The following is a 21,362-nucleotide window of genomic DNA, read 5'->3' on the forward strand; positions in this document are numbered from 1 at the left end:
GCCAGGCGGCACCGACAGCGCAGGGTGCGGATCAGTAACCGCGGTACTGCTGGTTGTTGCTGTACGGGTCCTGCTGGTACGGAGCGGGGGCCGGGCGGGGAGCCGCCGGACGCATCGCCTCGTAGCCGGCCGGAGCCGCCATCGGACGCGGCTGCTGTTGCTGCTGGCCGTAACCGCGCGGCGGGGCCTGCTGCGGGATGTAGGCGGCGGGCGCCTGCTGCAGCGGCGAGGGCTGTTGCGCCTGCGGGTAGCCGTAGGGGGTCTGCGAGGGACCCGCCGGGAGGGCGGGCAGCGCCGACGGCAGCGCGGGCAGGTTGCTCCCCGGCATGTCGTACGCGGCGGGAACCCGGATCGGGGCGATCTGCGGGGTCCCCCGCTCGGCCACGAGGGAGTCGTAGATCGGAGTGTCCGGGAAGGAGGCGGAGTAGTAGCCGCCGCCATAAGTGGAGCGGGGGGAGGTCATGGCACATAAGTTAAGCCCACGATGTGGTGGTTGGGGAGACCGATTAGAGGGTTGTTTTCCGTGTCGGCAGTGGCATGGGATCCCCAATGCGAGCGAACTTGTCAAAAAAGGGCATGGATCCGTGTTCGGATCGTGTAAAGCCCGAGTTCCCGGCGGGTTACCAGCGGTTGGCCGCGGCTGTTGCCGCGCTCCTCATGGGCGTTGGCGGCCCCGGGGAATAGGTTGTGCGAGTAGACACCCAATGGGCTGCCGGGGCGTGTCCTGGCACGGTGACACGTGATGGGGGCAGACATGTCAATGCCGAAGGGATCGAATGTTCCGGTGCCGACGACGGCACTGCGCGTCGAATTGGGGTGGCGGCCCGGCCCCGGAGTCCCCGACGCGGACGCCTCGGCCCTGCTCCTGGTCGACGGGAAGGTCCGCACCGACGCCGACTTCGTCTTCTACAACCAGCCGACACACGCCTCCGGCGCGGTCAGCCACGAGGGCAAGAACAACGCCGGCGGGCGGATGACCGACACCCTGCTCGTCGACCTCGCGCGCGTGGAGCCCGCCGTGGACCGCGTCGTCCTCGCCGCCTCCGCCGACGGCGGAACGTTCGGTCAGGTCCCCGATCTGTACATCGAGGTCCGGGACGCCGTGCAGAACACCGTGGCCGCCCGCTTCGACAGCACGGGCGCCACGGTCGAGACCGCCTTCGTGCTCGGCGAGTTCTACCGCCGCCAGGGCGCCTGGAAGTTCCGGGCCGTCGGCCAGGGATACGACAGCGGGCTCGAAGGCCTGGCGACCGACTTCGGCATCACCGTGGACGAACCGCAGCAGGCGGCACCGGCCGTCACCATGCCGCCGCCCTCGGGACCGCCGGTGCACCTGCCCCCGCCGCCCGTGACCGTGGTTCCACCAGCGACCGTGACTCCGCCTCCTCCTCCGCCCCCGATGCCGCCCACCGCCCCCGTCCGGCTGTCCAAGGTGACCCTCACCAAGGCGGCCCCCTCGGTCTCCCTGACCAAGCAGGGCGGCACATCGGGCGCCATGCGCGTGAACCTCAACTGGGAGGTGCGCAAGCAGTTCTCGGGCTGGGGCAGCAAACGTGGCCGGGCGGTCGCGATGCACGCGGACCTCGACCTCGACCTGTGCGCCCTGTACGAACTCGCCGACGGCCGCAAGGGCGTCGTCCAGGCCCTCGGCAACGCGTACGGCTCCCTGCAGGGGCCCCCGTACATCCACCTCGACGGCGACGACCGCACCGGCGCGTCCGCGAGCGGCGAGAACCTCACGATCAACCTCGACCACATCCGGGACTTCCGCCGCATCCTCGTCTTCGTGACCATCTACGAAGGCGCCCGTTCCTTCGCCGACCTGCACGCCACCGTCACCCTCCAGCCCCAGCACGGAGCCGCGATCGACTTCTCGCTCGACGAGTGCACGGTCCCCTCCACGGTGTGCGCGCTCGCCCTGATCACCAACACCGGCAGCGACCTCGTCGTCCAGCGCGAGGCCCGCTACCTCGTCCCCGACCGTGGCGTGAGTCCGCAGCGGACCGTGGACCGTATCTACGGGTGGGGCATGAACTGGACCCCGGGCCGCAAATAAGCCCTCAGCTCTCCTCCCGGACAACGGCGTCAGGACGCGCGTAGGTGCGGCCCTTCCAGGCCGCACCGCGTCCCCTGTAGTGCTGCACCGCGGAATCGACCGTCATCAGGAGGTACAGAAACGCGGTGAACGGCAGCAGGGGAGCGAGCCGCAGCGGCTGCCCGTAGTAGCGGAGCATCGGCACGTACGTCCCCGTCATCACCAGCCACGCGAGCCCGCCGAGAACCGCGGCTCCCGCACTTCCCGCGCCCAGCCCCACGAGCAGGGCCACCGGGGGGACGAGATACACCAGCGCCAGCCCCAAGACGGTGCCCAGGAGGAGCAGCGGGTTGTGCCGCAGCTGCGCGTACGCGCTGCGCGAGACCATCCGCCACAGGTCGTGCATCCGCGGATAGGGGCGCACGCTGTCCACCCGCTCGGCGAGCCCCAGCCAGATGTGGCCCCCGCCGCCCTTGACGGCACGCGCGAGCGCCACGTCGTCGATCACCGCGTGCCGGATGGCGTCCGGGATCCGCGCCCGCTCGGCCGTTTCGGCACGCAACAGGACACAGCCGCCCGCCGCTGCCGCGGTGCGGGCCCCCTTGCGGCCGATCCGGCGGAACGGATACAGCTGCGCGAAGAAGTAGACGAACGCGGGCACCACCAGCCGCTCCCACAGACTCTCCACGCGCAGCCTGGCCATCAGCGAGACTGCGTCGAAGCCACCGGTGCGCGCCGCCGCCACCAACTCCCGCAGACTGTCCGGGGCGTGCGCGATGTCCGCGTCCGTCAGCAGCAGATACTCGGGGCCACGCGCGCGTGCCAGGCCGATACCGTGCCGTACGGCCCACAGCTTGCCCGTCCAGCCCGCCGGAGGTTCACCGGGGGAGTCGACGGTCAGCGGCAACCCGCCCCGCGTCCGCGCGAGTTCACGGGCCAGCTCCCCGGTGCCGTCCGAACTCCCGTCGTCGACAAGGAAGATCTCAGCCCGCCCCGGATAGTCCTGGGCGAGCAGCGACGGCAGACTCCCCGGCAGTACGGCGGCCTCGTCACGGGCCGGCACGACCACGCAGACCGACGGCCAGTCCTCCGGGTCGGTGCGGGGCGGCAGTCTGACGTCCGTGCGCCAGAAGAAGCCCTGACAGAGCAGCAGCCACAGCCAGGCGGCGAGTGATACGGCGGCGGTCCACACGAGGGTGCTCACGGGCGCAGTTTGCCCCAAGGAAGCGGCTCCACAGACGCCATCGTCTATCGTGGCCGGGTGAAGATCGCGCTCATGGACTCCGGAATCGGCCTTCTGGCGGCCACCGCGGCGGTACGACGCGTACGCCCCGACGCGGATCTCGTGCTCTCCCTGGACCCCGACGGCATGCCCTGGGGACCGAGGACTCCGGAAGACCTCACGAGGCGCGCGCTCGCCGTCGCCGAGGCCGCGGCCGCGCACCGGCCCGATGCCCTGATCGTCGGGTGCAACACGGCGACGGTCCACGCCCTGACCGCACTGCGGGACCTCCTGGAGCCGGGCATCCCGGTCATCGGCACCGTCCCGGCGATCAAGCCGGCCGCCGCCGGCGGCACGCCCTTCGCGATCTGGGCCACGCCCGCCACCACCGGCAGCCCCTACCAGCGCGGCCTCATCGAGGACTTCGCCGAAGGTGTGCCCGTGACGGAGGTCCCCTGCTGGGGACTGGCCGAGGCGGTGGAACACGCGGACGAGACCGCCATCGACGCCGCCATCGCCGCGGCCGCCGCACTCACCCCGGACGATGCAACGACCGTCGTCCTGGGCTGCACCCATTACGAAATCGTCGCCGAACGCATCCGCGCGGCCGTCCAGCGCCCCGACCGCCCGCCGCTCCTCCTGCACGGCTCGGCCGACGCGGTCGCCGCCCAGGCGCTGCGCCGGATCGGTGCGCAGCCCGCACCCGAGGCGCCCGCCGACGGCACCCTGACGGTGCTGCTGAGCGGCCGCGAGGGTCCGCTGCCCGTCGAGGCGGCGGCCTACGCGGAAGGCCGGCTGCTGCGGGCCGTCACCACCGCCCACTGACCACCGGCGAAGAAGCGGACGCTGTGCGTCCACCCCGTCGTCGCGCAAAACGGTCACCCTCCGCAACGCGGTACCCGCGCAGCGAAACCTGAGTAGTCTCGTAGGCATGAGGGACCACCCCCGCGACGAAACCTTCCCGCAGACCGAGATCTGGACCGGACGCGCCACCAACCGGTTCCAGTGGCTGCTGGCGCTCGCCGGTGCCGCCTGCATGGCGCTCGGCATCGAGCTGGCCGTGGACTCCGCCTGGACGTCCGGCATCGCCCCGCTCGTCATGTCCGTCGTCGGGTGCATCGCGGCCGGGCTGCTCATGCTGTTCGGCACGCTCGCCTTCGTGCACGTCGCCCTCAAGGTCGACACGGAGACCCTCGAAGTGCGCTGCGGCCACATCGGTGTGCCGCGCCGCCGTATCCCCCTCGCCAGCGTCGCGGGCGCCGAGTTCGCCCCGCACGTCACCCCGCGCCAGTGGGGCGGCTGGGGCTACCGCTGGCGGCCCGAGAAGGGCACCGCCGTCGTCGTACGGCGTGGTGAGGGCATCGTGCTGAGGCTGTGGGACGGCCACACGTTCACCATCACCGTGGACAACGCGGAGGCGGCCGTACGGATCATCACGGACCGGCTGGTACCGCCCACGCCCGGCGCGGTGCACTGACGTCACCCACTCCCCTCACGGGGCGAAATGATCGCCACGCGCGCGTGCGTCCGGGGCGGTGCGTGAGACGTCGTCGGTGATCGGGTGGGCCGTGGCCAGCCCGGCCAGGAAACCCGCGCCGGCCGTGACCGTCGTGAAACTGAGCGTGTTGCCCACCGAGGCGATGACCGCGAGCCCCGTCAGCGCGGCCGCCGCGGTGAGCGCGATCGGGGTGGAACGCTGGGTGCGCCACAACGCGTGGAGCACCCAGCAGAAGGCCGCCGCCAGCAGGAGCACGCCGACGATCCCCTGTTCGGCCGCCATCTGGAACGGTGCCGAGTGCGGTTTCCCGTCCGGCAGCAGGGCCTCGGCCGCCGCGCCGCTCAGTTCCCCGAAGCGCCCCGGGCCCACCCCCAGGGCGGAGTCCCGATGCGCCATGTGCAGGGCGTCCTGCCACAGCTGGACCCGGTGAAGGCTCAGCTGACCCTCCAGGGACTCGGTGAGCCCGTTCGGCAGCACGTTCCCGGCGATGGCCCAGGTCGTCCCGGTCGCCAGCGCCGAGGCCAGGCCGAGGCACACGACACCGAGACCGCGGTGTCGCATCCGGCCGGCGGCGAACGAGCACAGCAGCACCGCCGTACACGTGACGAACCCCGAGACCGAGCCCAGGACGAGCGCGGTGACCGTGATCCCGGCGGCCAGCAGTCGCAGCGCGAGCCGTAGCGCCGGGGCCGGGGTGGCCCAGGCCGCGCAGCACGCGGAACCGGCAGCCAGGGTCAGCAGGGCCGCACTGGCACCGGCGTGGCCGAGCGGGGCGACGAACTGGGGGCCCGGGGCGATGCGCGGTTCGGCCAGCGCCAGACCGAGGCCCGCCAGCGCCCCGGCACAGGGCGCGGCGACCGGCACGAGCGCCCCGGAGATCCGCCCCGACGCGTACCCGGCGGAGACCGCCAGGACCGCGAGCAGTACCCCCTCGGGCCGGCCGTCGTGCATCGCGGCGGTGATCAGCGACCACGCGGCACACGCCCCGAGCACCGCGACACCTACGGCATCCGAAACGTTTCGTCTCTCGCTGTCGGCGTCCGGACCGGTCGCCGACGCCATCCCCGTGGAACCCACCCCGCCGCCCCCTGAACCGAGCCCCCCGACCCGTGACCGACCCCGGCCGCCGGCCTGGACCGACCGCACGACAGGGGCTCCGGCACACCGTAACGGCTGATGACCGATTTGTGGACGAGTTGCGCAGGAACGATGCGGCTCCCGGCCTGTCCAGCGCCCCGTGCTGCCATCCGGACCATGCTGTCGGCCCCAAGGTCAACCGCCGTACACTCCCGGAGTGACCGTCACCGCAACTACCGTGGACGAGTCGGACCAGCTGGAGCCCCAGGCCGCGCCCGCAGCGCGCCTCGCCCGGCTCGTCCGTCTGGTCCCGGCCGCCGTAGCCGCCCTCTCCGGAGTGCTGCTCTACGTCAGTTTCCCGCCCCGCACGCTGTGGTGGCTGGCGCTGCCCGCCTTCGCCTGTTTCGGGTGGGTGCTACGAGGCCGAAGCTGGAAGGCGGGCCTCGGCCTGGGCTACCTCTTCGGCCTCGGATTCCTGCTGCCGCTGCTGGTGTGGACCGGCGTCGAGGTCGGCCCCGGGCCCTGGCTCGCGCTGGTCGCGGTCGAGGCGATCTTCGTCGCCCTGGTCGGCGCGGCCATCACCGCGGTGTCGAGACTGCCCGCCTGGCCGCTGTGGGCGGCGGCACTGTGGATCGCGGGTGAGGCGGTACGCGCGCGTGCTCCCTTCCACGGCTTCCCCTGGGGCAAGATCGCGTTCGGCCAGGCGGACGGCGTCTTCCTGCCGCTCGCCGCTGTGGGCGGCACCCCGGTCCTCGGCTTCGCCGTCGTCCTGTGCGGCTTCGGCCTGTACGAGATCGTGCGCCTGGCCCTGGAGTCCCGGCGCACCCATGAGGTACGGCGGTCCGCCGCGGCCGTGGCTCTGCTGAGCGTGGCCGTACCGGTGGTGGGCGCGGTGGCGGCACGGTCCCTGGTGAGCGACAAGGCCGAGGACGGCACCACGACCGTCGCGGTCATCCAGGGCAACGTCCCGCGCGCGGGGCTGGAGTTCAACGCCCAACGGCGTGCCGTCCTCGACTACCACGTCAAGGAGACACTGCGGCTGGCCGCGAAGGTCAAGGCCGGCAAGGTCGCGAAGCCCGACGTGGTGCTGTGGCCGGAGAACTCCTCCGACGTCGATCCGTTCGCGGACGCCCAGGCGTACGCCGACATCGACGCAGCCACGAAGGCGATCGGCGCGCCCATCTCGGTCGGCGGTGTGGTCGAACGCGGCGGCAAGCTGTACAACGAGCAGATCCTCTGGGACCCGGTGAAGGGCCCGACGAGCACCTACGACAAAAGGCAGATCCAGCCGTTCGGCGAGTACCTGCCGATGCGCTCGCTCCTCGGGGCGATCAACAAGAACTGGACCAGCATGGTCCGCCAGGACTTCAGCCGGGGCACCAAGCCCGGCGTGTTCACCATGAGCGGCGCCAAGATCGGCCTGGTCACCTGCTACGAGGCCGCCTTCGACTGGGCCGTGCGCTCCGAGGTCACCGACGGCGCCCAGCTGATCTCCGTGCCCAGCAACAACGCGACCTTCGACCGCAGCGAGATGACCTACCAGCAGCTCGCCATGTCCCGGGTCCGCGCGGTCGAGCACAGCCGGACCGTCACGGTTCCGGTGACCAGCGGCGTCAGCGCGATCATCATGCCGGACGGGAAGATCACCCAGAAGACCGGCATGTTCGTGGCCGACTCCCTGGTCCAGAAGGTGCCGCTGCGCTCCTCGGAGACACCGGCCACCAAGCTCGGGATCCTGCCCGAAATGGCCCTGGTCCTCGTCGCCGCGGGCGGCCTCGGCTGGGCGATCGGCGCGGGTGTGCGCCGACGGCGCGCAGGCGACGCCTAGCCATACGCCCGTCGTATGTCCGCCGCGCGCGCGGCAGTTCGTGGAGTGGCCATGGATCCTCCCGTTAGGGTCTGACCATGGCTACTCCTGATTTCATTCGTACCATCCGGGAATCCGCCGGGCACCAACTGCTGTGGCTTCCCGGGGTGAGCGCCGTGGTCTTCGACGACGCGGGACGCGTGCTGCTGGGCAAGCGGTCGGACAACCACGAGTGGGCGCTGCCCTCCGGCATCCCCGAGCCCGGTGAGCAGCCCGCGGTGTGCGCGGTGCGCGAGGTGTTCGAGGAGACGGCCGTCGAGTGCGTGGCGGAGCGGGTCGTCATGGTCAAGGCCGGGGGACCGATCGGCTACCCGAACGGTGACGCCTGCCAGTTCATGGACATCACCCTGCAGTGCCGGGCCGTCGGTGGCGAGGCGGCCGTGAACGACGACGAGTCCCTGGAGGTCGGCTGGTTCGAGCTGGACGCCCTGCCCGAACTCAGCGATCACCAACTGTTCCGGATCAAGCAGACCCTGGCTGACGCACCCACATGGTTCGACACCACGACTTCTGACTGAGACGACCGTGGTCCCCCGCCGCGGTCACTGTCGGCGCCGCTCCTGTGGTCAGGAGGAGGCTCTGCGTCCCCGGAGTGTGACGAGGGCCAGCAGTGCGGAGAACAGCGCCGCGCTGCCGCAGACGACGAAGCCGATCGAGTAGCCGTGGCCGAGGGCGTCCAGGGCGAGGGGGTGCAGGTCGGCCAGTTTCGGTGACGCCGCCGAGGCGCCGTTCACCGCGAGCGGGCCGCCCTCCTCCAGTACGGCCGCGCCCGCGCCCTTCAGTGCCGGGGGCAGGGCGGAGTTGTCGAGGGAGTCGGTGAAGCTGCTTGCCGCGCGGCTCAGGGCGACCGCGCCGATGACGGCGGGGCCGAGGGTGAAGCCGAAGTCGCGCAGCAGGTTGGTGGTGGCGCTCGCCATGCCCGCCAGATGCGTCGGCACGGTGTTCACGGCGGTCGCAGTGATCGACGAGACCGTGATCGCGAAACCCAGGCCGACCAGACCGAGCGGCAGGATCAGCGAGATGAAGGCGGTGTCGGTGATCGGGAGCGTGGCCGCCCAGTAGTCGCCCGCCGCGATCAACAGCAGCCCGGTGCCCAGGAGCAGACCGGGGGCGACGGTCCGCAGCAGTCGTTCCGTCAGCGGCAGCATCGCCAGGGTGATGCCGTTGAGGAGGACGAACGCCAGGCCGGTGCGCATCGGCGCCTGGTCCTGCACCGGGCCGAGCCGGATGCTGACGGAGTAGGCGGTGCCGAGGAAGGCGAACATGCCGACCACCGCCACGACCGAGGCGACGGCGAAGGCACGGTTGCGGAAGAGGTCCAGGCGCAGGAGCGGGGACTTGGCCTGCTTCTCCGCCAGCACGAAGGCGGCGAGGAACACGGCCGCCAGGACGAAGGCGATGACGATCGAGGGCGAGGCCCAACCGTCCGTCGGGCCCTGGATGATGGCGTAGAGCAGGGCGAACAGGCCCAGGCCGATCGTGACCTGTCCCGCGATGTCGAGTGAACGGCCCTCGGGGGCGCTGGAGTTGACGGCGAACAGAGCGCTGACCGCGACGCTCGCCAGGGCGACGGCGGTGACCACGACGAAGGACCAGCGCCAGGAGCCGTAGGTGGCCGTGACGCCGCCGAGCAGCGGGGCGATGAATCCGCCGGTGGACAGCAGGGCCGCCCACATCGCGATGACGCGGGCCCGTTGCGCGGGTGAGGTGGTGCCGGCCGCCAGGATGGCCAGCGAGGTCGGGAACAGGGCGGCGGCGCCCAGTCCCGCCAGGGCCTGTCCGGTCCAGAGTTGGTGGACGCCGGAGGAGGTGGCGCTGACCGACTCGCCCACGGCCAGCAGCGCAGCGCCGCCGACCAGCAGCCGCTTGCGGCCGAAGAGGTCGCCGAGCAGGCCGAAGGTCAGCTCCAGTACGGCGACCGGGAGCAGGAACGCGTCGGAGATCCAGGTGAGTTGGGAGCCGACCGGATGCAGGTCGGACTGGAACAGCCCGTTGAGGGTGGCCGGTATGGCCAGGCCGATCTGTGCGAGGCAGACGGCGAGGAGACCGGCGACCAGGGTGCCGGTGGTGAGGCCGGGGCCGATTGCGGTTCTGGTGGACGTTTCGGTCGTCATCGACACGGAGGGCTCCTGATGCGTGCAGGACGGTTGCGGGGACGGTACGGAGACGCGGGCGGGCGTTTCGGGATCAGCGCGTGCCGGTCAGACGGCTCGGCCGGTAGTCGGTGAAGGCCGCGCCGTCGAGGCCCGACTCGTCGGCGCTGCGCTGGAGTTGGGCGGTGGAGGCGGCGTCGTCCCAGTGCCCGGTGTCCAGCCGGTGTTCCACCGCGCGCAGCCCGGCGACCACTTCGGCGGTGGTGAAGTTGCAGTGGCTCTGACGGGCCACATGGGCCTGACGCAGGAGTGCGGAGTCGCCGGCCGCGTGGACCCGCCCGGCGAAGGCCGACTCCTGTTCCACGGGCACCAGTTGGTCGGCGATGGTGTGGATGTCCAGCAGCGGCACGGCCAGGCCCTGTCCTGCGGTCGAGGTCCGCTTGAGACGGGCCACCGCGGCCGGGTCGGCCGTGATGTCCGCACCACGGGTGAGCCGGTTCAGATCGGTGCGCAGGTCGAGCCCGGCGTCGCGGTAGAGCGCCTCGACCTGCTTCCTGTGGGCGGACCCGCGCAGCAGTCCGGCGTAGTCGACGCCCTTGTTCCAGGACGTGTTGCCGCCGGCCGACTGTTCCACCGACCAGCGTGCCGGGACGATGAACCCCAGCAGACCCTGAGCCAGCCACGCGTACTGCTGTTCCTCCTGTCCCGCGAAGTCACCGCGTGCGGGCGGCTGTTGACCGGGTGCCCAGTCGGTCAGGTTGAGGTAGGCGGCGGCCAGGGCGATCCGGGCGCGTCCCGCCGGAGTCTGCTGCGCCGATTCCACGGCCTTCGTGAGGCGGTCGGCGAGGGCGCCGCCGTCGGCCTGGCTGCCCAGGTTCACCAGGGCGTCGGCGTCGGCGGGATCGAAGAACGTGGCCAGGGTGTACTCCGCGTCGAGCTGGTAGTTGTCCAGGTCGACACCGCCCGCGACCAGGCCGCACAGGCCGAGCGCACCGTCGACGCGTCCGGCGCCGTCACGGGCGATCTCCGCGTTGACCAGGCCGCCCATCGACTGGCCCACCGAGATGACCCGGGTCGGGGTGCCGACCTGTCGGCGGAACGCGGTGAGCGCGGCGAACTGGTCCCGCTCGGCCGAGTCGAGCGCCCACATCGAGCCGTTCGGATCGTAGGAGGAGCCGGCGAGGGCGTAACCGGCGGCCAGCAGGGCCTGGGCCACCGCGGGCGAGGGGGTGTCGGCAGCGGTCGTAGGGCCGAAGCCGTGGCTGAACAGGAGCAGGGTGCCGTTCCAGTGTTCGGGCGTGTCCGCGATCCAGGTGGCGCCGTCGGTCAGCGTGCCGGAGTAGTGGGCGGCGGTGGCGGCGTGGGCGTCGGCCACCGGGCCGATCAGGGCGGTTGCGAGGGCGGTCGCGCAGGCTGCGGCGAGGGTCGAGAGACGGGGTCGGGGCATGACGGCGGCTCCGCGGGTCGAGTGGGGACCGAGGGGGCGGGCGGGAAGGCCGAGCTGGAAGAGCGCTGCGAATGTAGGGCTCTTTTTTCATTGCCGTCAATAGACTGACCAATAATGAGGCGGACGGGTGCGGGCCTCGGGGCATGCGGGGGCTCAAGGCGGACCAGTGGGGCGCCGGGAGTGGATCAGCCCAGGGTCAGGGTGTCCAGCAGGCGTGCGGCGGCGCGTGCTGCCGGGCGGTCCCAGCGGCTCGCCAGGCCGCGGAACACGGTCTCCGCCTGGGCGGCCGGCCAGTCCGCGGGCAGGTGCTCGGCGGGCAGGTGCGGGTCCCGTCGTACGAGGTCCAACCAGTCGGTGTGCAGCAGGAGTTGGCCCGCGAGTTCGTCGCCGGACGCTGCCGCCGGCAGCGGGTCGGTGCGGTCCCAGCGCTCCAGGAAAGCCCGGTAGCGCGCGCCGATGGCGGGTACGTCGAACGCCTGCTCAAGCACCTCGCGGACGTCGGTCGGCGACTCCACCTCCGCCCGGAACACCCGCAGATACGGCTCCAGGCCGAGGCCCGCCACCATCTCGCGGACGTCGACGGGCGCCGGGGCCACCCAGAGGCCGTTCTGCAGGGGGCCGAAGCCCGCCCAGATCAGCCGGGAGCGCAGATCGTGCCGCTCGCGGCTCCAAGCCTCGGGCAGCGAGAAGCCGACCATTGTCCAGCGGCCGTCCCAGTCCCGGTTCACCGCACCGGTGCGCCAGATGCGGTCGCGGCCGTCCGTCAGTACCTGGACGGCGTGCGGTGTCAGTCCGAAGTAGGTCTTGCGGCCCTGCCGGCTGCGCTCCAGCAGATCGCGTTTGACCATGCGGTTCAGGGTGGTGCGCACCGCCTCCTCGGTGCTGCCCAGCCTGCCGAGCGCGGCGATCACACTGCCCGACGACACGGCGATCGGCCGCCCCAGCACATGGGCGCCGAAGAAGGTCAGCATCAGGGACTGGGTGCGCGGTTCGGGACCGTTCTCGGCGGCGGGTCCGACGGCGACATCGACACTGGTCACCGGCACAGCGTAGGCCCGGGACGGGCGTGCGGTGCCGTTGCGCCATGAACTGTGTCATGTCTGTAACGGCAGTTTGTGGTGTGCCGAATGACGATGCCGGCGGCCACGAGGTGGTCAGAAGGTGAACGCCTCCGTCAGACGCAGGTTGTAGCCGTCCTCTTCCATCAGGACGACCGTGACGCCGAACGGGGAGGGGTGGTCCAGATCGAGGGGAGTGAAGGCGTAGTCGACGGCGGCCTGCACGGGCGGCACCAGCTTGCCGTCGGGCTGGGGAGCCGGGGCCGGCTGCCACTGCGGCGTCGCCGATGCCGGGTCCTCGGTGTAGGGGAACTGGTGGAGCGTGTGGCCGTCCTTCGTGGCGTGCACCATGTTGAGGCAGGGCGACGGGCCGTCGGCGGGTAGTTCGCAGACGGTGGCCACGTCGTCGGTCTCCCAGGCGAGAACGATCTCGTCGGCGCCGGCCGCCGCGGCGATGTTCGAGAGCGACGCGATCGCGGTGAGGGCGTCCCGGCCGGGTTCGACCGGGCGCAGCCAGATCAGGCCGACCAGCTCGCCGCGTACGAGCGGCATGATGACAGGGCGGGGCACGGCACCTTCACTGAGACCCGCGACGTACGCGCTCTTCATCGACTCGGTCAGCGCGTCGAACGTACGCGTGTCCATGAACTCCCCATCCGCAGCGGCTGTGTGGCGTCCATTCTGCCCTTGCCGCGGAGTGCGGGAGGTCGCTCCTGGGAGTGAAAGAGGCCCCGGCCGGACGGGGGAGACCGGCCGGGGCCTCACGTAGTGGAGAACGGCCGACCGGCCCGGGTTGTTCCCTCAGTCGAGGTAGTCGGCGATCAGGGTCGCGAACTCGTCCGGGGTGGCGAGGCGGATGCCGAGGGTCTCGGCCTTGGCACGCTTGGAACCCGCGTTGTCGCCGGCGACGACCAGGGTGGTCTTCTTGGAGACGCTGGAGGAGGAGCGGCCACCGGCGCGCTCGACGAGTTCGTTCATCTGGTTGCGACTGAGCTTCTCCAGAGGGCCGGTCATCGCGCCGGTGACGACCACGGTCATCCCGGCCAGCGGCCCGTCGGCCGCGTCCGGGACTTCCGCGCCGTCGGCCCCGGCGTCGTCCGTCACGGGCGCGGGCGGGGTCGCGCCGGGTTCGGTCATGTTGACCCCGGCGGCGGTCAACTTGTCGATGAGTGGGGCCAGTTCGACCAGTTCGGCGACGATCGAGGGGGCCTTCTCGGTGCCGATGCCCTCGACCCGCTGCATCGACTCCGCGTCGGCGGCACGGATGTCGTCCATGGTGGCGAAGTAGCGGGCGATACGGCGCGACATGGACCGGCCGGTGCCGCGCACCCCGAGCGCGCACAGCACCCGTGACAGCGGCTGCCCCTTGGCCGCGACGATCGCGGCGAGGAGGTTGTCCGTGCTGGTCTCGCCCATCCGTTCCAGACCCAGGAGTTGGTCGCGGGTCAGGGCGAACAGGTCCGCGAGATCGGCGACCAGGCCGGCTTCGACGAGTTGGACGACGCGGGTGTGGCCCAGGCCCTCGATGTCGAGCTGGTCGCGGCCGGCAGCGTAGGAGAGGGCGGCGACCAGATGGCAGTTGCGGCCCTGTTCACAGCGCCAGCGCAGCTCGCTGGTGTCGATGGCGGAACCGCAGCGCGGGCACACCTCTGGGAAGACGACGGGCTGTTCGTCGCCGGTCCGCAGATGCGCGACGGGCGCCTCGACTCGGGGGATGACGTCGCCGGCCCGGTGGACCATCACGTGGTCGCCCACACGCAGGTCGCGGCGGGTGATGTCGCCGGGGTTGTGGAGGGTGGCGTAGGTGATGGTGGCTCCGTCGATCTCCACCGGTTCCAGGACGGCGCGCGGGGCGATGATGCCGGTGCGGCCCACGTTCCACTCCACCTCCAGCAGCCGGGTGATCTTCTCCACGGCGGGCAGCTTGTAGGCGATCGCCCAGCGCGGGGCCCGCGAGCCCGACCCGGCGGCGCGCTGGTCGGCCGCGAGATCGGCCTTGATGACGATCCCGTCGATCCCGAACGGCAGCCCGGCCCGCAGCGCGGCGATCTCCCGCACCCGGGTCAGCACCTCCTCGACCGTCTCGGCGGTGATGCCGGGCACGGGTGTGGTGGCGGTGGTGTTGATGCCGAACGCGGCTGTCCGGTCCATGAGTTCGCTGTGCGCGAGCTCGCCCAGTCGCTCCGCGAGCCCCGCTTCCGTATCGGCGAGGGGGAGCAGGCCGTAGCCGAAGAACGTCATCGGCACGGTGTATGCCCGTTCCCTGGCGCGCAGCGTGCCCGCCGACGCGCCGCGCGGGTTGGCGAACGGCTGTCCGTCGTGCGCGGTGCGGACCTCGTTGGCGTGCTCGAACTGGGCCGTGGTCATCAGGACTTCGCCGCGCACCTCGACGGTCACCGGCTCGGTCAGCTCGGCGGGCAGGCCCTCGATGGTGCCGACCGCGTGGGACACGTCCTCCCCGGCCGTCCCGTCGCCGCGGGTGATCAGCCGGGTGAGACGGCCGTCGGTGTAGCGGGCGGCGATCGCCAGGCCGTCGAGCTTCGGCTCGACGCTGAACCGTGTGACCTCGTGCCCGGTTCTTCGGGCCAGCGAGGCGGTCCAGGCGGTGAACTCCTCGGGGGAGAACACATTGTCCAGGCTCAGCATCGCCACCGTGTGCGGGACGTCGCCCTCGACCGCGCCGCCGGCGACCTTTCCGGACGGGGAGTCGGGCAGCACCTGATCGGGATGGCCGGCCTCCCACGCGGCGATGCCGCGCACCAGCCGGTCGTAGGAGTCGTCGTCCAGCACCGAGGTGCCGCCGGTGTAGTAGGCGGCCGAAGCCTTCACCGCGTCCTCGACCGCCTGTGCGTAGCCGGCGGCGTCCACGATCACTGCAGCTGGTGTAGTCATGACGTTCATCCTGCCTGCCACCACTGACAATGCCCCGGGCGCGCGGCCCGGGGCGCACGGAGTCCGGTGCCTGTCAGTCCTCCGGCTCGGACGTGCGCTGGAGGTCGGCCCGGCCCTCGGCGGCGCGGATGAAGCGGGTCATGCCGAACTGGCTCGTGGCAGCGGTGTCCTGGGGAGTGCCGGCCGCCGTCTCGCTGGAGCGGGGTGCGGACGGCAGGACGTAGGGGCGGCGGAGCACCTCGTCGAGGATGATGACGGTCTCGGTCGCGCGGACCGCGGGAATGGTGGACAGCCGGTCGGTGACCAGGCGGTGCACGGCGGTGACGTCGGCCACCCGGATCTGGATCATGGCGTCGTGTTCGCCGGTGGTGACGGCGCAGTACTCCACCTCCGGCATCTGGGCGAGCGCGGTGCGGAACTGCTTCCACAGCTCCTGGCGGACCGTGACGAAGATCAGGGCGCAGATCTCCAGGCCCACCCGGGTGTGGTCGACGCGGGCGCTGAAGCCGTTGATCACACCGTCGGCACGGAGCGCTTCGAGGCGGGTGTAGGCGTTCGCACGGGAGACGCCGACCCGCTCCGCCAGGGCTGCGACGGAGATACGGCCCTGGGTGCGGAGCACGTCGAGGATTTTGAAATGCACCGAATCCAGACCAAGACCGATGCCGATCCGTCCAGAGCGCCGTTCACCCGAGGGCTCCAGGGTGGACTGATCTTCCATGTTCGCGCCTCTCCGTCGATTTTCGTCTCGTGCTGGTCCCGTCGGCCGAGAGTCCTGGTTAGTTTCAGGCCACCCTAACGGCGAATCGTCCAGGTCCCCTCCCGGTGTCCGTCCGTTCCCGCCCGGCCTTCTTCCGCTCCGCCCTGCTCACGGAGGCACGCATGCCCAGATCCAGTGCCGGGTCGTACCCGGTGGCACTCTCCCTCGTCGCGGTCGCCGCGCTCGCCCTGAGCGCCTGCTCCGGCGGTACGAGCGCCACCGGCTCGTCGGCCGGCAGGACCCTGGTCGTAGACACGTCGTTCAACCTGAAGACCGCCGACCCGGGCCGCGAGTTCGAGCCGACCGGGCAGATCGTGGACAAGGCGCTCTACGAGACGCTGCTGACCTTCAAGGGTTCCGACGTCACCAAGCCCGTGCCGGGCCTGGCCTCCTCTTACGAGCAGTCCACGGACGGCAAGACGCTCACGCTGCACCTGCGGACGGGCGCGAAGTTCGCGGACGGCAGCGCGGTCACCGCCGACGACGTGGTGTTCTCGCTGAACCGGGTGATCGCGCTCAAGGGCAACCCGTCGTTCCTGCTCGACGGCGTCACGGTGACCAAGACGGACGCCTCGACGGTCACCCTGGTGTCGAAGAAGGCCAACCCCGCCCTGCCCTTCATCCTCCCCAACCCCGCGCTCGGCATCCTCAGCGCGAAGACGGTCCAGGTCCACGGCGGCTCGGCGAGTTCGACGGACGGGGCGGAGAAGTACCTCAACACCACGTCGGCCGGCTCCGGTCCGTACACGCTGACCTCGTTCAACACCAACACCGAGGTCGTCCTCGCGAAGAACCCCAAGTACACGGGTGCGGACAAGCCGACCTACGACAAGATCGTCATCCGCAACGTCCAGGCCCCCACCCAGAAGCTGAACGTGCAGCGCGGCGACAGTCGGATCGCCCTCGACCTCACCTCCGACCAGGTCGGCGGGCTCACCGGGGGACTCAAGGTGGACAGCGGCGCGTCCTCGGACGTGATCTTCCTGCTGCTCAACCGGAACACCAAGGTCAGCTCCACGACGGCCGACGCGAAGTTCGCGGAGGCGGTGCGCAAGGGCATCGACTACAAGAGCCTCCTCTCGCTCGCCGGCAGCGGCTCCGTCCAGCCCGCCGGGATCATCCCCTCGACGTTCCTCGGCGCGCTGCCCGCCTCCGAGGCCGCCGGCCGGGACCTCGCCGGGGCGAAGGCGGCCCTGAAGGCGAGCGGGATCGCCAAGCCGTCCGTGACGCTCGGCTACGCCAGCGACCTGACCGTCGACGGACTGTCCCTGCAGACCCTCGCCGAACGGGTCCAGGCCCAGCTGAAAGAGGTCGGCATCACCGTCACGCTGGCCCCCGCGCCGACGACCACGGAACTGGACAACTACCGCAACGGCAAAGAGCAGTTGGGCCTCTGGTACTGGGGCCCGGACTACCCGGACCCCAGCGACTACCTGACCTTCCTGCCCGGCAACCTGGTCGGCCTGCGCGCGGGCTGGAAGGCCGGTGCCGACCCCGCCCTCACCGCGCTCGGCGACAAGGCGGCCACCACGATCGGCGACGACACCCGCAAGACGCTGTACGAGCAGATACAGACCAAGCTGAACGCCGGCGGCCCCTTCATCCCGCTGATGCAGCCGAGCCGCAACACGGTCTACGCCGCGTCGGTCACCGGCGTCGCCTACAACCCCGTATGGACGATCGATGTCGCCGCGCTGGGCGCGAAGTAAGGAAGCGGGCGGCGGGGACGGTGGACGGCCTCGAGTCCGCCGCCGTCTCCTCGCCCGCCACCCGCTCGCCCGCTTCCTCCTCCGCCGTACCGCCACCGCCGTTCTGCTCGCCGTCGGCGTGACCCTGGTGACATTCGTCCTCACCAACCTCGTCCCGGGCGACCCGGCGGCGGCCAACCTCGGCCAGCGGGCCATCGGCGACCCGGCGATCGTCGCGCAGTTCCGCCACCACTACGGCCTCGACAAGCCACTGCCGGTCCAGTACGTCACCTACCTCGGCAACCTGCTCCACGGCGACCTCGGCGAGTCCCAGCAGAGCCATCAGTCGGTTCTCACCGACCTGTCCGGCGCGGTCCCCGCCACCCTGGAACTCGCCGGGGCCGCGATCGTCGTCTCGCTGATCGTGGGCGTGGCGTTCGGGGTGGTGGCGGCGCTGCGCCGGGACCGCCTCACCGACCAACTCCTGCGTGTCATCAGCCTGTTGGGCGTGTCGGTGCCGACGTTCTGGCTGGCCCTGCTCGCCTTCTACATCTTCTTCTACCGCCTCGGCTGGGCCCCGGGCAGCGGTCGCCTCGACCCCGGCATGACCGCCCCACCGCACGTCACCGGCCTCTACACGGTCGACGCGGTACTCGCGGGCCAGTGGCCGGTGTTCTGGAACGCGGTGGGCCATCTCGCCCTGCCCGCAATGGTGTTGACGGCGTACACGGTCGGCCTGCTCACCCGCTTCACCCGCTCCGCCGTCCTGGAGGTGCTGAACCAGGACTACGTCCGCGCGGCCCGCGCCAAGGGCCTCCCAGGCCGGACCGTCCTCGTCCAGTACGTCCTGCGCGCGGCCCTCGTCCCCGTCGTCACGGTCGCCGGACTGGCCTTCGGCGCCCTCCTCTCGGGCACCGTCCTGGTCGAGTCGATCTTCGCCTGGCCGGGCCTCGGCGCCTACGCCTACCGCAGCGCCACCACCCTCGACCTGCCCGCGGTCATGGGCGTCGGACTCGTCGTGGGCCTGGTGTACCTGACCGTCAACCTCGCCGTGGACGTCCTGTACGGCGTGATCGACCCGAGGGTGAGGGTGCAGTGAGGCTCAACCTGTCGAAACGGCTGTCGCCCGCCTGGCGCCGCCCCCTCGCCGTCACCGGCGGCCTGGTCGCCGTGTTCTGGCTGCTGATCGTGGTCGCCGCCCCGCTGCTCGCCCCGCACGATCCCCTCGCGCAGGACCTGCCCCGGCTGGCCGCCCCCGGCGCCGGACACTGGTTCGGCACCGACGAGTTGGGCCGGGACGTACTGAGCCGGGTGCTGTACGGCGCCCGGGTCTCCATCCCCCTCGCCCTCCTGCTGGTGGCCATGTCCCTGCTGGTGGGCGGGGTGTTGGGAGCCTGCGCCGGGTTCTTCGGACGCTGGGTGGACGAGACCGTGATGCGGATCGCGGACCTGGTGTTCGCCTTCCCCACCGTCATCCTGGCGATGGTGGTCGCAGCCGCGCTCGGCGCCAGCCTGCAGAACGCGGTACTGGCCGTCCTGGTGGTGTCCTGGCCGTCGTACGCACGCGTCACCCGGGGCCTGGTCATGGGTCTCAGGAACCGTGAATTCGTGCTCAGCGGACGGCTGTTGGGCTTCTCCGCCTGGCGGTCGCTGCGCGTGGACATCCTGCCCAACGTGCTCGGGCCGCTGCTCGTCCTGGCCACCCTCGACATCGGCACCGCGACGCTGCTGCTGTCCGGGCTGTCCTTCCTGGGGCTCGGTGCGAAGCCGCCGACCGCCGAGTGGGGCGCGATGGTGGCGGACGGCACCCAGCAGTTCGACAAGTGGTGGATCGGGGTCTTCCCGGGCCTGGCCATCCTCACCGTCGTGCTCGCCTTCAACTTCCTCGGCGACACACTCCGGGACGCCCTCGACCCCGGCACCGCCCGCACGATCGGCGCGGAGAAGGAGCGTGTCGGATGACCGCCGGCAATGTGCTGAAGATCAGCGGCCTCACCCTCGACCTGGGCGACCGGCGCATCCTCGGCGGTGTCGACCTCGCGGTGCGGCCCGGTCAGGTGCACGGGCTCGCGGGGGAGAGCGGTTCGGGCAAGACCATGACCGGGCTCGCGGCGCTCGGCCTGCTGCCGCCCGGCTCGCGCACCGGCGGGCGGATCGAGCTGGAGGGCACCGACCTGCTCACCCTCCCGCCCCGCCAACTCGCCGCGCTGCGCGGGCGATCCGTGAGCATGGTGTTCCAGGACCCGTCCACCAGCCTGCACCCCATGCTCAGCATCGGACACCAGCTCACCGACCATCTGCGCCACCACCTGAAGCTGGACCGCAAGGCGGCCAAGGCGCGGGCCGCGAAGCTGCTGACCCAGGTCCGCATCCCCAACCCCTTTGAGGCGCTGGGGCGTTACCCGCACCAGTTCTCCGGCGGGATGCGGCAGCGGATCGCGATCGCCATCGCACTGGCCTGCGAGCCGAAGGTGCTGATCGCCGACGAGCCGACCACCGCCCTCGACGTGACCGTGCAGGCCGGTGTGCTGCGGCTGTTGCGCGGCCTGTGCGACGAACTCGGTCTCGCCGTGCTGCTGGTCACCCACGACCTGGGTGTGATGTCCGCGATCGCCGACGAGGTGAGCGTGATGCGCCACGGGCTCGTCGTGGAGACCGGCCCGCGCGGCCGGGTGCTCACCGAGCCGCGGCACGAGTACACCCGTCAGCTCCTGGACGCGCTCCCCGGAAGGAGCACCGTATGACCTCCGACCCGACGGCCCCTCTCCTCTCGGTCGACGACCTCGTGGTCCAGTACCACCGGCCGGGCGCCTCGCCCACCCGCGCCGTCGCCGGGGTCAGCCTCCAGGTGCGGGCCGGTGAAGTCGTGGGCCTGGTGGGCGAGTCGGGCTGCGGCAAGTCCACCCTGGCCCGCGCGGTCTGCGGTCTCACCCCGGCCGCGGAAGGCCGGATCACCTACGACGGCACGCCGGTACGCCCGCTGCGTGTCCGCCGCCGCGACCCGGCCCTCACCGGCGTCCAGATGGTCTTCCAGGACCCCTACGGCTCCCTCAACCCCCGGCGCCGGGTGGGCGCGCAGATCGCCGACGGCATCCGTACGGCGAGCGGGCGGGGCGAACCGGCCGACGGGACCACCCCGGAGGACCTGCTGACCCGGGTCGGGCTGCCGGCGCAGGCCGCCGAGCGCTATCCGCAGGAGTTCTCCGGCGGCCAGCGGCAGCGCATCGCCATCGCCCGGGCACTCGCCGCCCGCCCCCGACTGCTCGTCGGCGACGAACCGATCTCCGCGCTCGACGCCTCCGCCCAGCTCCAAGTGGCCACGCTGATGCGGTCGCTGGCCGTCGAGTCGGGTGCCGGTCTGCTGTTCATCAGCCACGACCTGTCCGTCGTACGGCTGATCGCCGACCGGATCGCGGTCATGTACCTCGGGCGGATCGTGGAGACCGGCCCCACCGCCGAGGTCTGGGCCGACCCGCGGCACCCCTACACCCGGGCGCTGTTGGCCGCCGTACCGAAACCGGACGGAGCGGGCGTGCTGCCCGCCGAACTCCCCGGCGACGTCCCCGACCCCGCCGAACCGCCGACCGGCTGCCGCTTCCACCCGCGCTGCTCCCAGGCCTTCGACGGCTGCGACCGAGAGGAACCGCAGCTGATCGCCGGAGGCGTGGCCTGCCGGCTGTACGCCGCCTGAGCCGTGCCGCGCCGGACGGCGGTCCCCTGTAGCT

At 71.5% G+C, this 21,362-nt stretch carries 19 protein-coding genes; 10 read left to right on the forward strand and 9 right to left on the reverse strand.

Translation table 11 applies throughout. The annotated features are described in order from the left end of the window. Nucleotides 1–31 precede the first annotated feature (31 nt). Nucleotides 32–463 (reverse strand): DUF6643 family protein, encoded by a 432-nt coding sequence (locus AB0I51_RS18320; RefSeq protein ID WP_019075119.1) that lies wholly within the window; start codon nucleotides 461–463, stop codon nucleotides 32–34. A gap of 297 nt (nucleotides 464–760) precedes the next feature. Between AB0I51_RS18320 and AB0I51_RS18325 the strand changes: the two genes are divergently transcribed. Continuing rightward, entirely contained in the window at nucleotides 761–2,056 is a 1,296-nt protein-coding gene (locus tag AB0I51_RS18325) for a TerD family protein (RefSeq protein ID WP_362976516.1), read from the forward strand. Between the two features lie 4 nt (nucleotides 2,057–2,060). On the opposite strand, the gene AB0I51_RS18330 is transcribed toward AB0I51_RS18325, so the two are convergent. After that, entirely contained in the window at nucleotides 2,061–3,239 is a 1,179-nt protein-coding gene (locus tag AB0I51_RS18330; RefSeq protein ID WP_362976224.1) for a glycosyltransferase, read from the reverse strand. A 57-nt stretch (nucleotides 3,240–3,296) separates the two neighbouring features. Here AB0I51_RS18330 and AB0I51_RS18335 point away from each other — a divergent pair, with 57 nt between their 5' ends. Further along, the gene (locus AB0I51_RS18335) at nucleotides 3,297–4,082 is read left to right on the forward strand and encodes an aspartate/glutamate racemase family protein (RefSeq protein WP_362976226.1); all 786 of its coding nucleotides are present in this window, start codon (nucleotides 3,297–3,299) and stop codon (nucleotides 4,080–4,082) included. Nucleotides 4,083–4,188: 106 nt separating this feature from the next. Beyond that, nucleotides 4,189–4,734 (forward strand): hypothetical protein, encoded by a 546-nt coding sequence (locus AB0I51_RS18340; RefSeq protein ID WP_362976228.1) that lies wholly within the window; start codon nucleotides 4,189–4,191, stop codon nucleotides 4,732–4,734. A 15-nt stretch (nucleotides 4,735–4,749) separates the two neighbouring features. On the opposite strand, the gene AB0I51_RS18345 is transcribed toward AB0I51_RS18340, so the two are convergent. Continuing rightward, a complete protein-coding gene (locus tag AB0I51_RS18345) occupies nucleotides 4,750–5,817 on the reverse strand; it encodes an O-antigen ligase family protein (protein ID WP_362976518.1) in 1,068 nt (355 codons plus the stop codon). Between the two features lie 232 nt (nucleotides 5,818–6,049). On the opposite strand from AB0I51_RS18345, the gene lnt reads away from it, so the two are divergent. Further along, complete coding sequence (gene lnt, locus AB0I51_RS18350) at nucleotides 6,050–7,660, forward strand: apolipoprotein N-acyltransferase (RefSeq protein WP_362976230.1); 1,611 nt, start codon at nucleotides 6,050–6,052, stop codon at nucleotides 7,658–7,660. A 77-nt stretch (nucleotides 7,661–7,737) separates the two neighbouring features. Further along, on the forward strand, nucleotides 7,738–8,217 hold the full coding sequence (locus tag AB0I51_RS18355; protein ID WP_362976232.1) for an NUDIX domain-containing protein: 480 nt from the start codon (nucleotides 7,738–7,740) through the stop codon (nucleotides 8,215–8,217). Nucleotides 8,218–8,265: 48 nt separating this feature from the next. Here AB0I51_RS18355 and AB0I51_RS18360 read toward each other — a convergent pair whose 3' ends face one another. From AB0I51_RS18360 to AB0I51_RS18385, 6 genes are all read right to left on the reverse strand, one after another. Then, entirely contained in the window at nucleotides 8,266–9,813 is a 1,548-nt protein-coding gene (locus tag AB0I51_RS18360; RefSeq protein WP_362976234.1) for an MFS transporter, read from the reverse strand. 73 nt (nucleotides 9,814–9,886) lie between these two features. Then, the gene (locus tag AB0I51_RS18365; protein WP_362976236.1) at nucleotides 9,887–11,239 is read right to left on the reverse strand and encodes an alpha/beta hydrolase; all 1,353 of its coding nucleotides are present in this window, start codon (nucleotides 11,237–11,239) and stop codon (nucleotides 9,887–9,889) included. A 185-nt stretch (nucleotides 11,240–11,424) separates the two neighbouring features. Continuing rightward, nucleotides 11,425–12,285, reverse strand: a complete 861-nt coding sequence (locus AB0I51_RS18370) for a PaaX family transcriptional regulator C-terminal domain-containing protein (RefSeq protein ID WP_362976238.1) — start codon at nucleotides 12,283–12,285, stop codon at nucleotides 11,425–11,427. 108 nt (nucleotides 12,286–12,393) lie between these two features. After that, entirely contained in the window at nucleotides 12,394–12,942 is a 549-nt protein-coding gene (locus AB0I51_RS18375; RefSeq protein ID WP_362976240.1) for a hypothetical protein, read from the reverse strand. 156 nt (nucleotides 12,943–13,098) lie between these two features. Further along, nucleotides 13,099–15,189 carry an NAD-dependent DNA ligase LigA gene (ligA, locus tag AB0I51_RS18380; RefSeq protein WP_362976242.1) on the reverse strand — a complete coding sequence of 697 codons (2,091 nt, stop codon included), beginning with the start codon at nucleotides 15,187–15,189 and terminating at the stop codon, nucleotides 13,099–13,101. A 73-nt stretch (nucleotides 15,190–15,262) separates the two neighbouring features. Next, nucleotides 15,263–15,910, reverse strand: coding sequence for an Lrp/AsnC family transcriptional regulator (locus AB0I51_RS18385; protein WP_362976244.1), 648 nt, complete (start codon nucleotides 15,908–15,910; stop codon nucleotides 15,263–15,265). Nucleotides 15,911–16,071: 161 nt separating this feature from the next. Here AB0I51_RS18385 and AB0I51_RS18390 point away from each other — a divergent pair, with 161 nt between their 5' ends. Genes AB0I51_RS18390 through AB0I51_RS18410 form a run of 5 tightly spaced genes read left to right on the forward strand, consistent with a single transcriptional unit; the run spans nucleotide 16,072 to nucleotide 21,328 of the window. Next, on the forward strand, nucleotides 16,072–17,658 hold the full coding sequence (locus AB0I51_RS18390) for an ABC transporter substrate-binding protein (protein ID WP_362976246.1): 1,587 nt from the start codon (nucleotides 16,072–16,074) through the stop codon (nucleotides 17,656–17,658). Next, complete coding sequence (locus AB0I51_RS18395) at nucleotides 17,633–18,736, forward strand: ABC transporter permease (protein WP_362976248.1); 1,104 nt, start codon at nucleotides 17,633–17,635, stop codon at nucleotides 18,734–18,736. Before AB0I51_RS18390 ends, AB0I51_RS18395 begins: the two co-directional genes overlap by 26 nt. Then, on the forward strand, nucleotides 18,733–19,599 hold the full coding sequence (locus AB0I51_RS18400; RefSeq protein ID WP_362976250.1) for an ABC transporter permease: 867 nt from the start codon (nucleotides 18,733–18,735) through the stop codon (nucleotides 19,597–19,599). Before AB0I51_RS18395 ends, AB0I51_RS18400 begins: the two co-directional genes overlap by 4 nt. Continuing rightward, complete coding sequence (locus AB0I51_RS18405) at nucleotides 19,596–20,381, forward strand: ABC transporter ATP-binding protein (RefSeq protein WP_362976252.1); 786 nt, start codon at nucleotides 19,596–19,598, stop codon at nucleotides 20,379–20,381. Before AB0I51_RS18400 ends, AB0I51_RS18405 begins: the two co-directional genes overlap by 4 nt. Further along, nucleotides 20,378–21,328 carry an ABC transporter ATP-binding protein gene (locus AB0I51_RS18410; protein ID WP_362976254.1) on the forward strand — a complete coding sequence of 317 codons (951 nt, stop codon included), beginning with the start codon at nucleotides 20,378–20,380 and terminating at the stop codon, nucleotides 21,326–21,328. The genes AB0I51_RS18405 and AB0I51_RS18410 overlap by 4 nt, the downstream gene beginning before the upstream one ends. Nucleotides 21,329–21,362: the final 34 nt, after the last annotated feature.

It is taken from the genome of Streptomyces sp. NPDC050549 (assembly GCF_040655035.1).
Taxonomy (GTDB): domain Bacteria; phylum Actinomycetota; class Actinomycetes; order Streptomycetales; family Streptomycetaceae; genus Streptomyces.

Excerpts from the sequence above, each read along its gene's own strand:
- AB0I51_RS18320 (WP_019075119.1), bottom strand. The coding sequence starts at position 463 with ATGACCTCCCCCCGCTCCACTTATGGCGGCGGCTACTACTCCGCCTCC.
- AB0I51_RS18325 (WP_362976516.1), top strand. The coding sequence starts at position 761 with ATGCCGAAGGGATCGAATGTTCCGGTGCCGACGACGGCACTGCGCGTC.
- AB0I51_RS18340 (WP_362976228.1), top strand. The coding sequence starts at position 4,189 with ATGAGGGACCACCCCCGCGACGAAACCTTCCCGCAGACCGAGATCTGG.
- AB0I51_RS18345 (WP_362976518.1), bottom strand. The coding sequence starts at position 5,817 with ATGGCGTCGGCGACCGGTCCGGACGCCGACAGCGAGAGACGAAACGTT.
- AB0I51_RS18355 (WP_362976232.1), top strand. The coding sequence starts at position 7,738 with ATGGCTACTCCTGATTTCATTCGTACCATCCGGGAATCCGCCGGGCAC.
- AB0I51_RS18360 (WP_362976234.1), bottom strand. The coding sequence starts at position 9,813 with ATGACGACCGAAACGTCCACCAGAACCGCAATCGGCCCCGGCCTCACC.
- AB0I51_RS18365 (WP_362976236.1), bottom strand. The coding sequence starts at position 11,239 with ATGCCCCGACCCCGTCTCTCGACCCTCGCCGCAGCCTGCGCGACCGCC.
- AB0I51_RS18375 (WP_362976240.1), bottom strand. The coding sequence starts at position 12,942 with ATGGACACGCGTACGTTCGACGCGCTGACCGAGTCGATGAAGAGCGCG.
- ligA (WP_362976242.1), bottom strand. The coding sequence starts at position 15,189 with ATGACTACACCAGCTGCAGTGATCGTGGACGCCGCCGGCTACGCACAG.
- AB0I51_RS18385 (WP_362976244.1), bottom strand. The coding sequence starts at position 15,910 with ATGGAAGATCAGTCCACCCTGGAGCCCTCGGGTGAACGGCGCTCTGGA.
- AB0I51_RS18390 (WP_362976246.1), top strand. The coding sequence starts at position 16,072 with ATGCCCAGATCCAGTGCCGGGTCGTACCCGGTGGCACTCTCCCTCGTC.
- AB0I51_RS18395 (WP_362976248.1), top strand. The coding sequence starts at position 17,633 with ATGTCGCCGCGCTGGGCGCGAAGTAAGGAAGCGGGCGGCGGGGACGGT.
- AB0I51_RS18405 (WP_362976252.1), top strand. The coding sequence starts at position 19,596 with ATGACCGCCGGCAATGTGCTGAAGATCAGCGGCCTCACCCTCGACCTG.
- AB0I51_RS18410 (WP_362976254.1), top strand. The coding sequence starts at position 20,378 with ATGACCTCCGACCCGACGGCCCCTCTCCTCTCGGTCGACGACCTCGTG.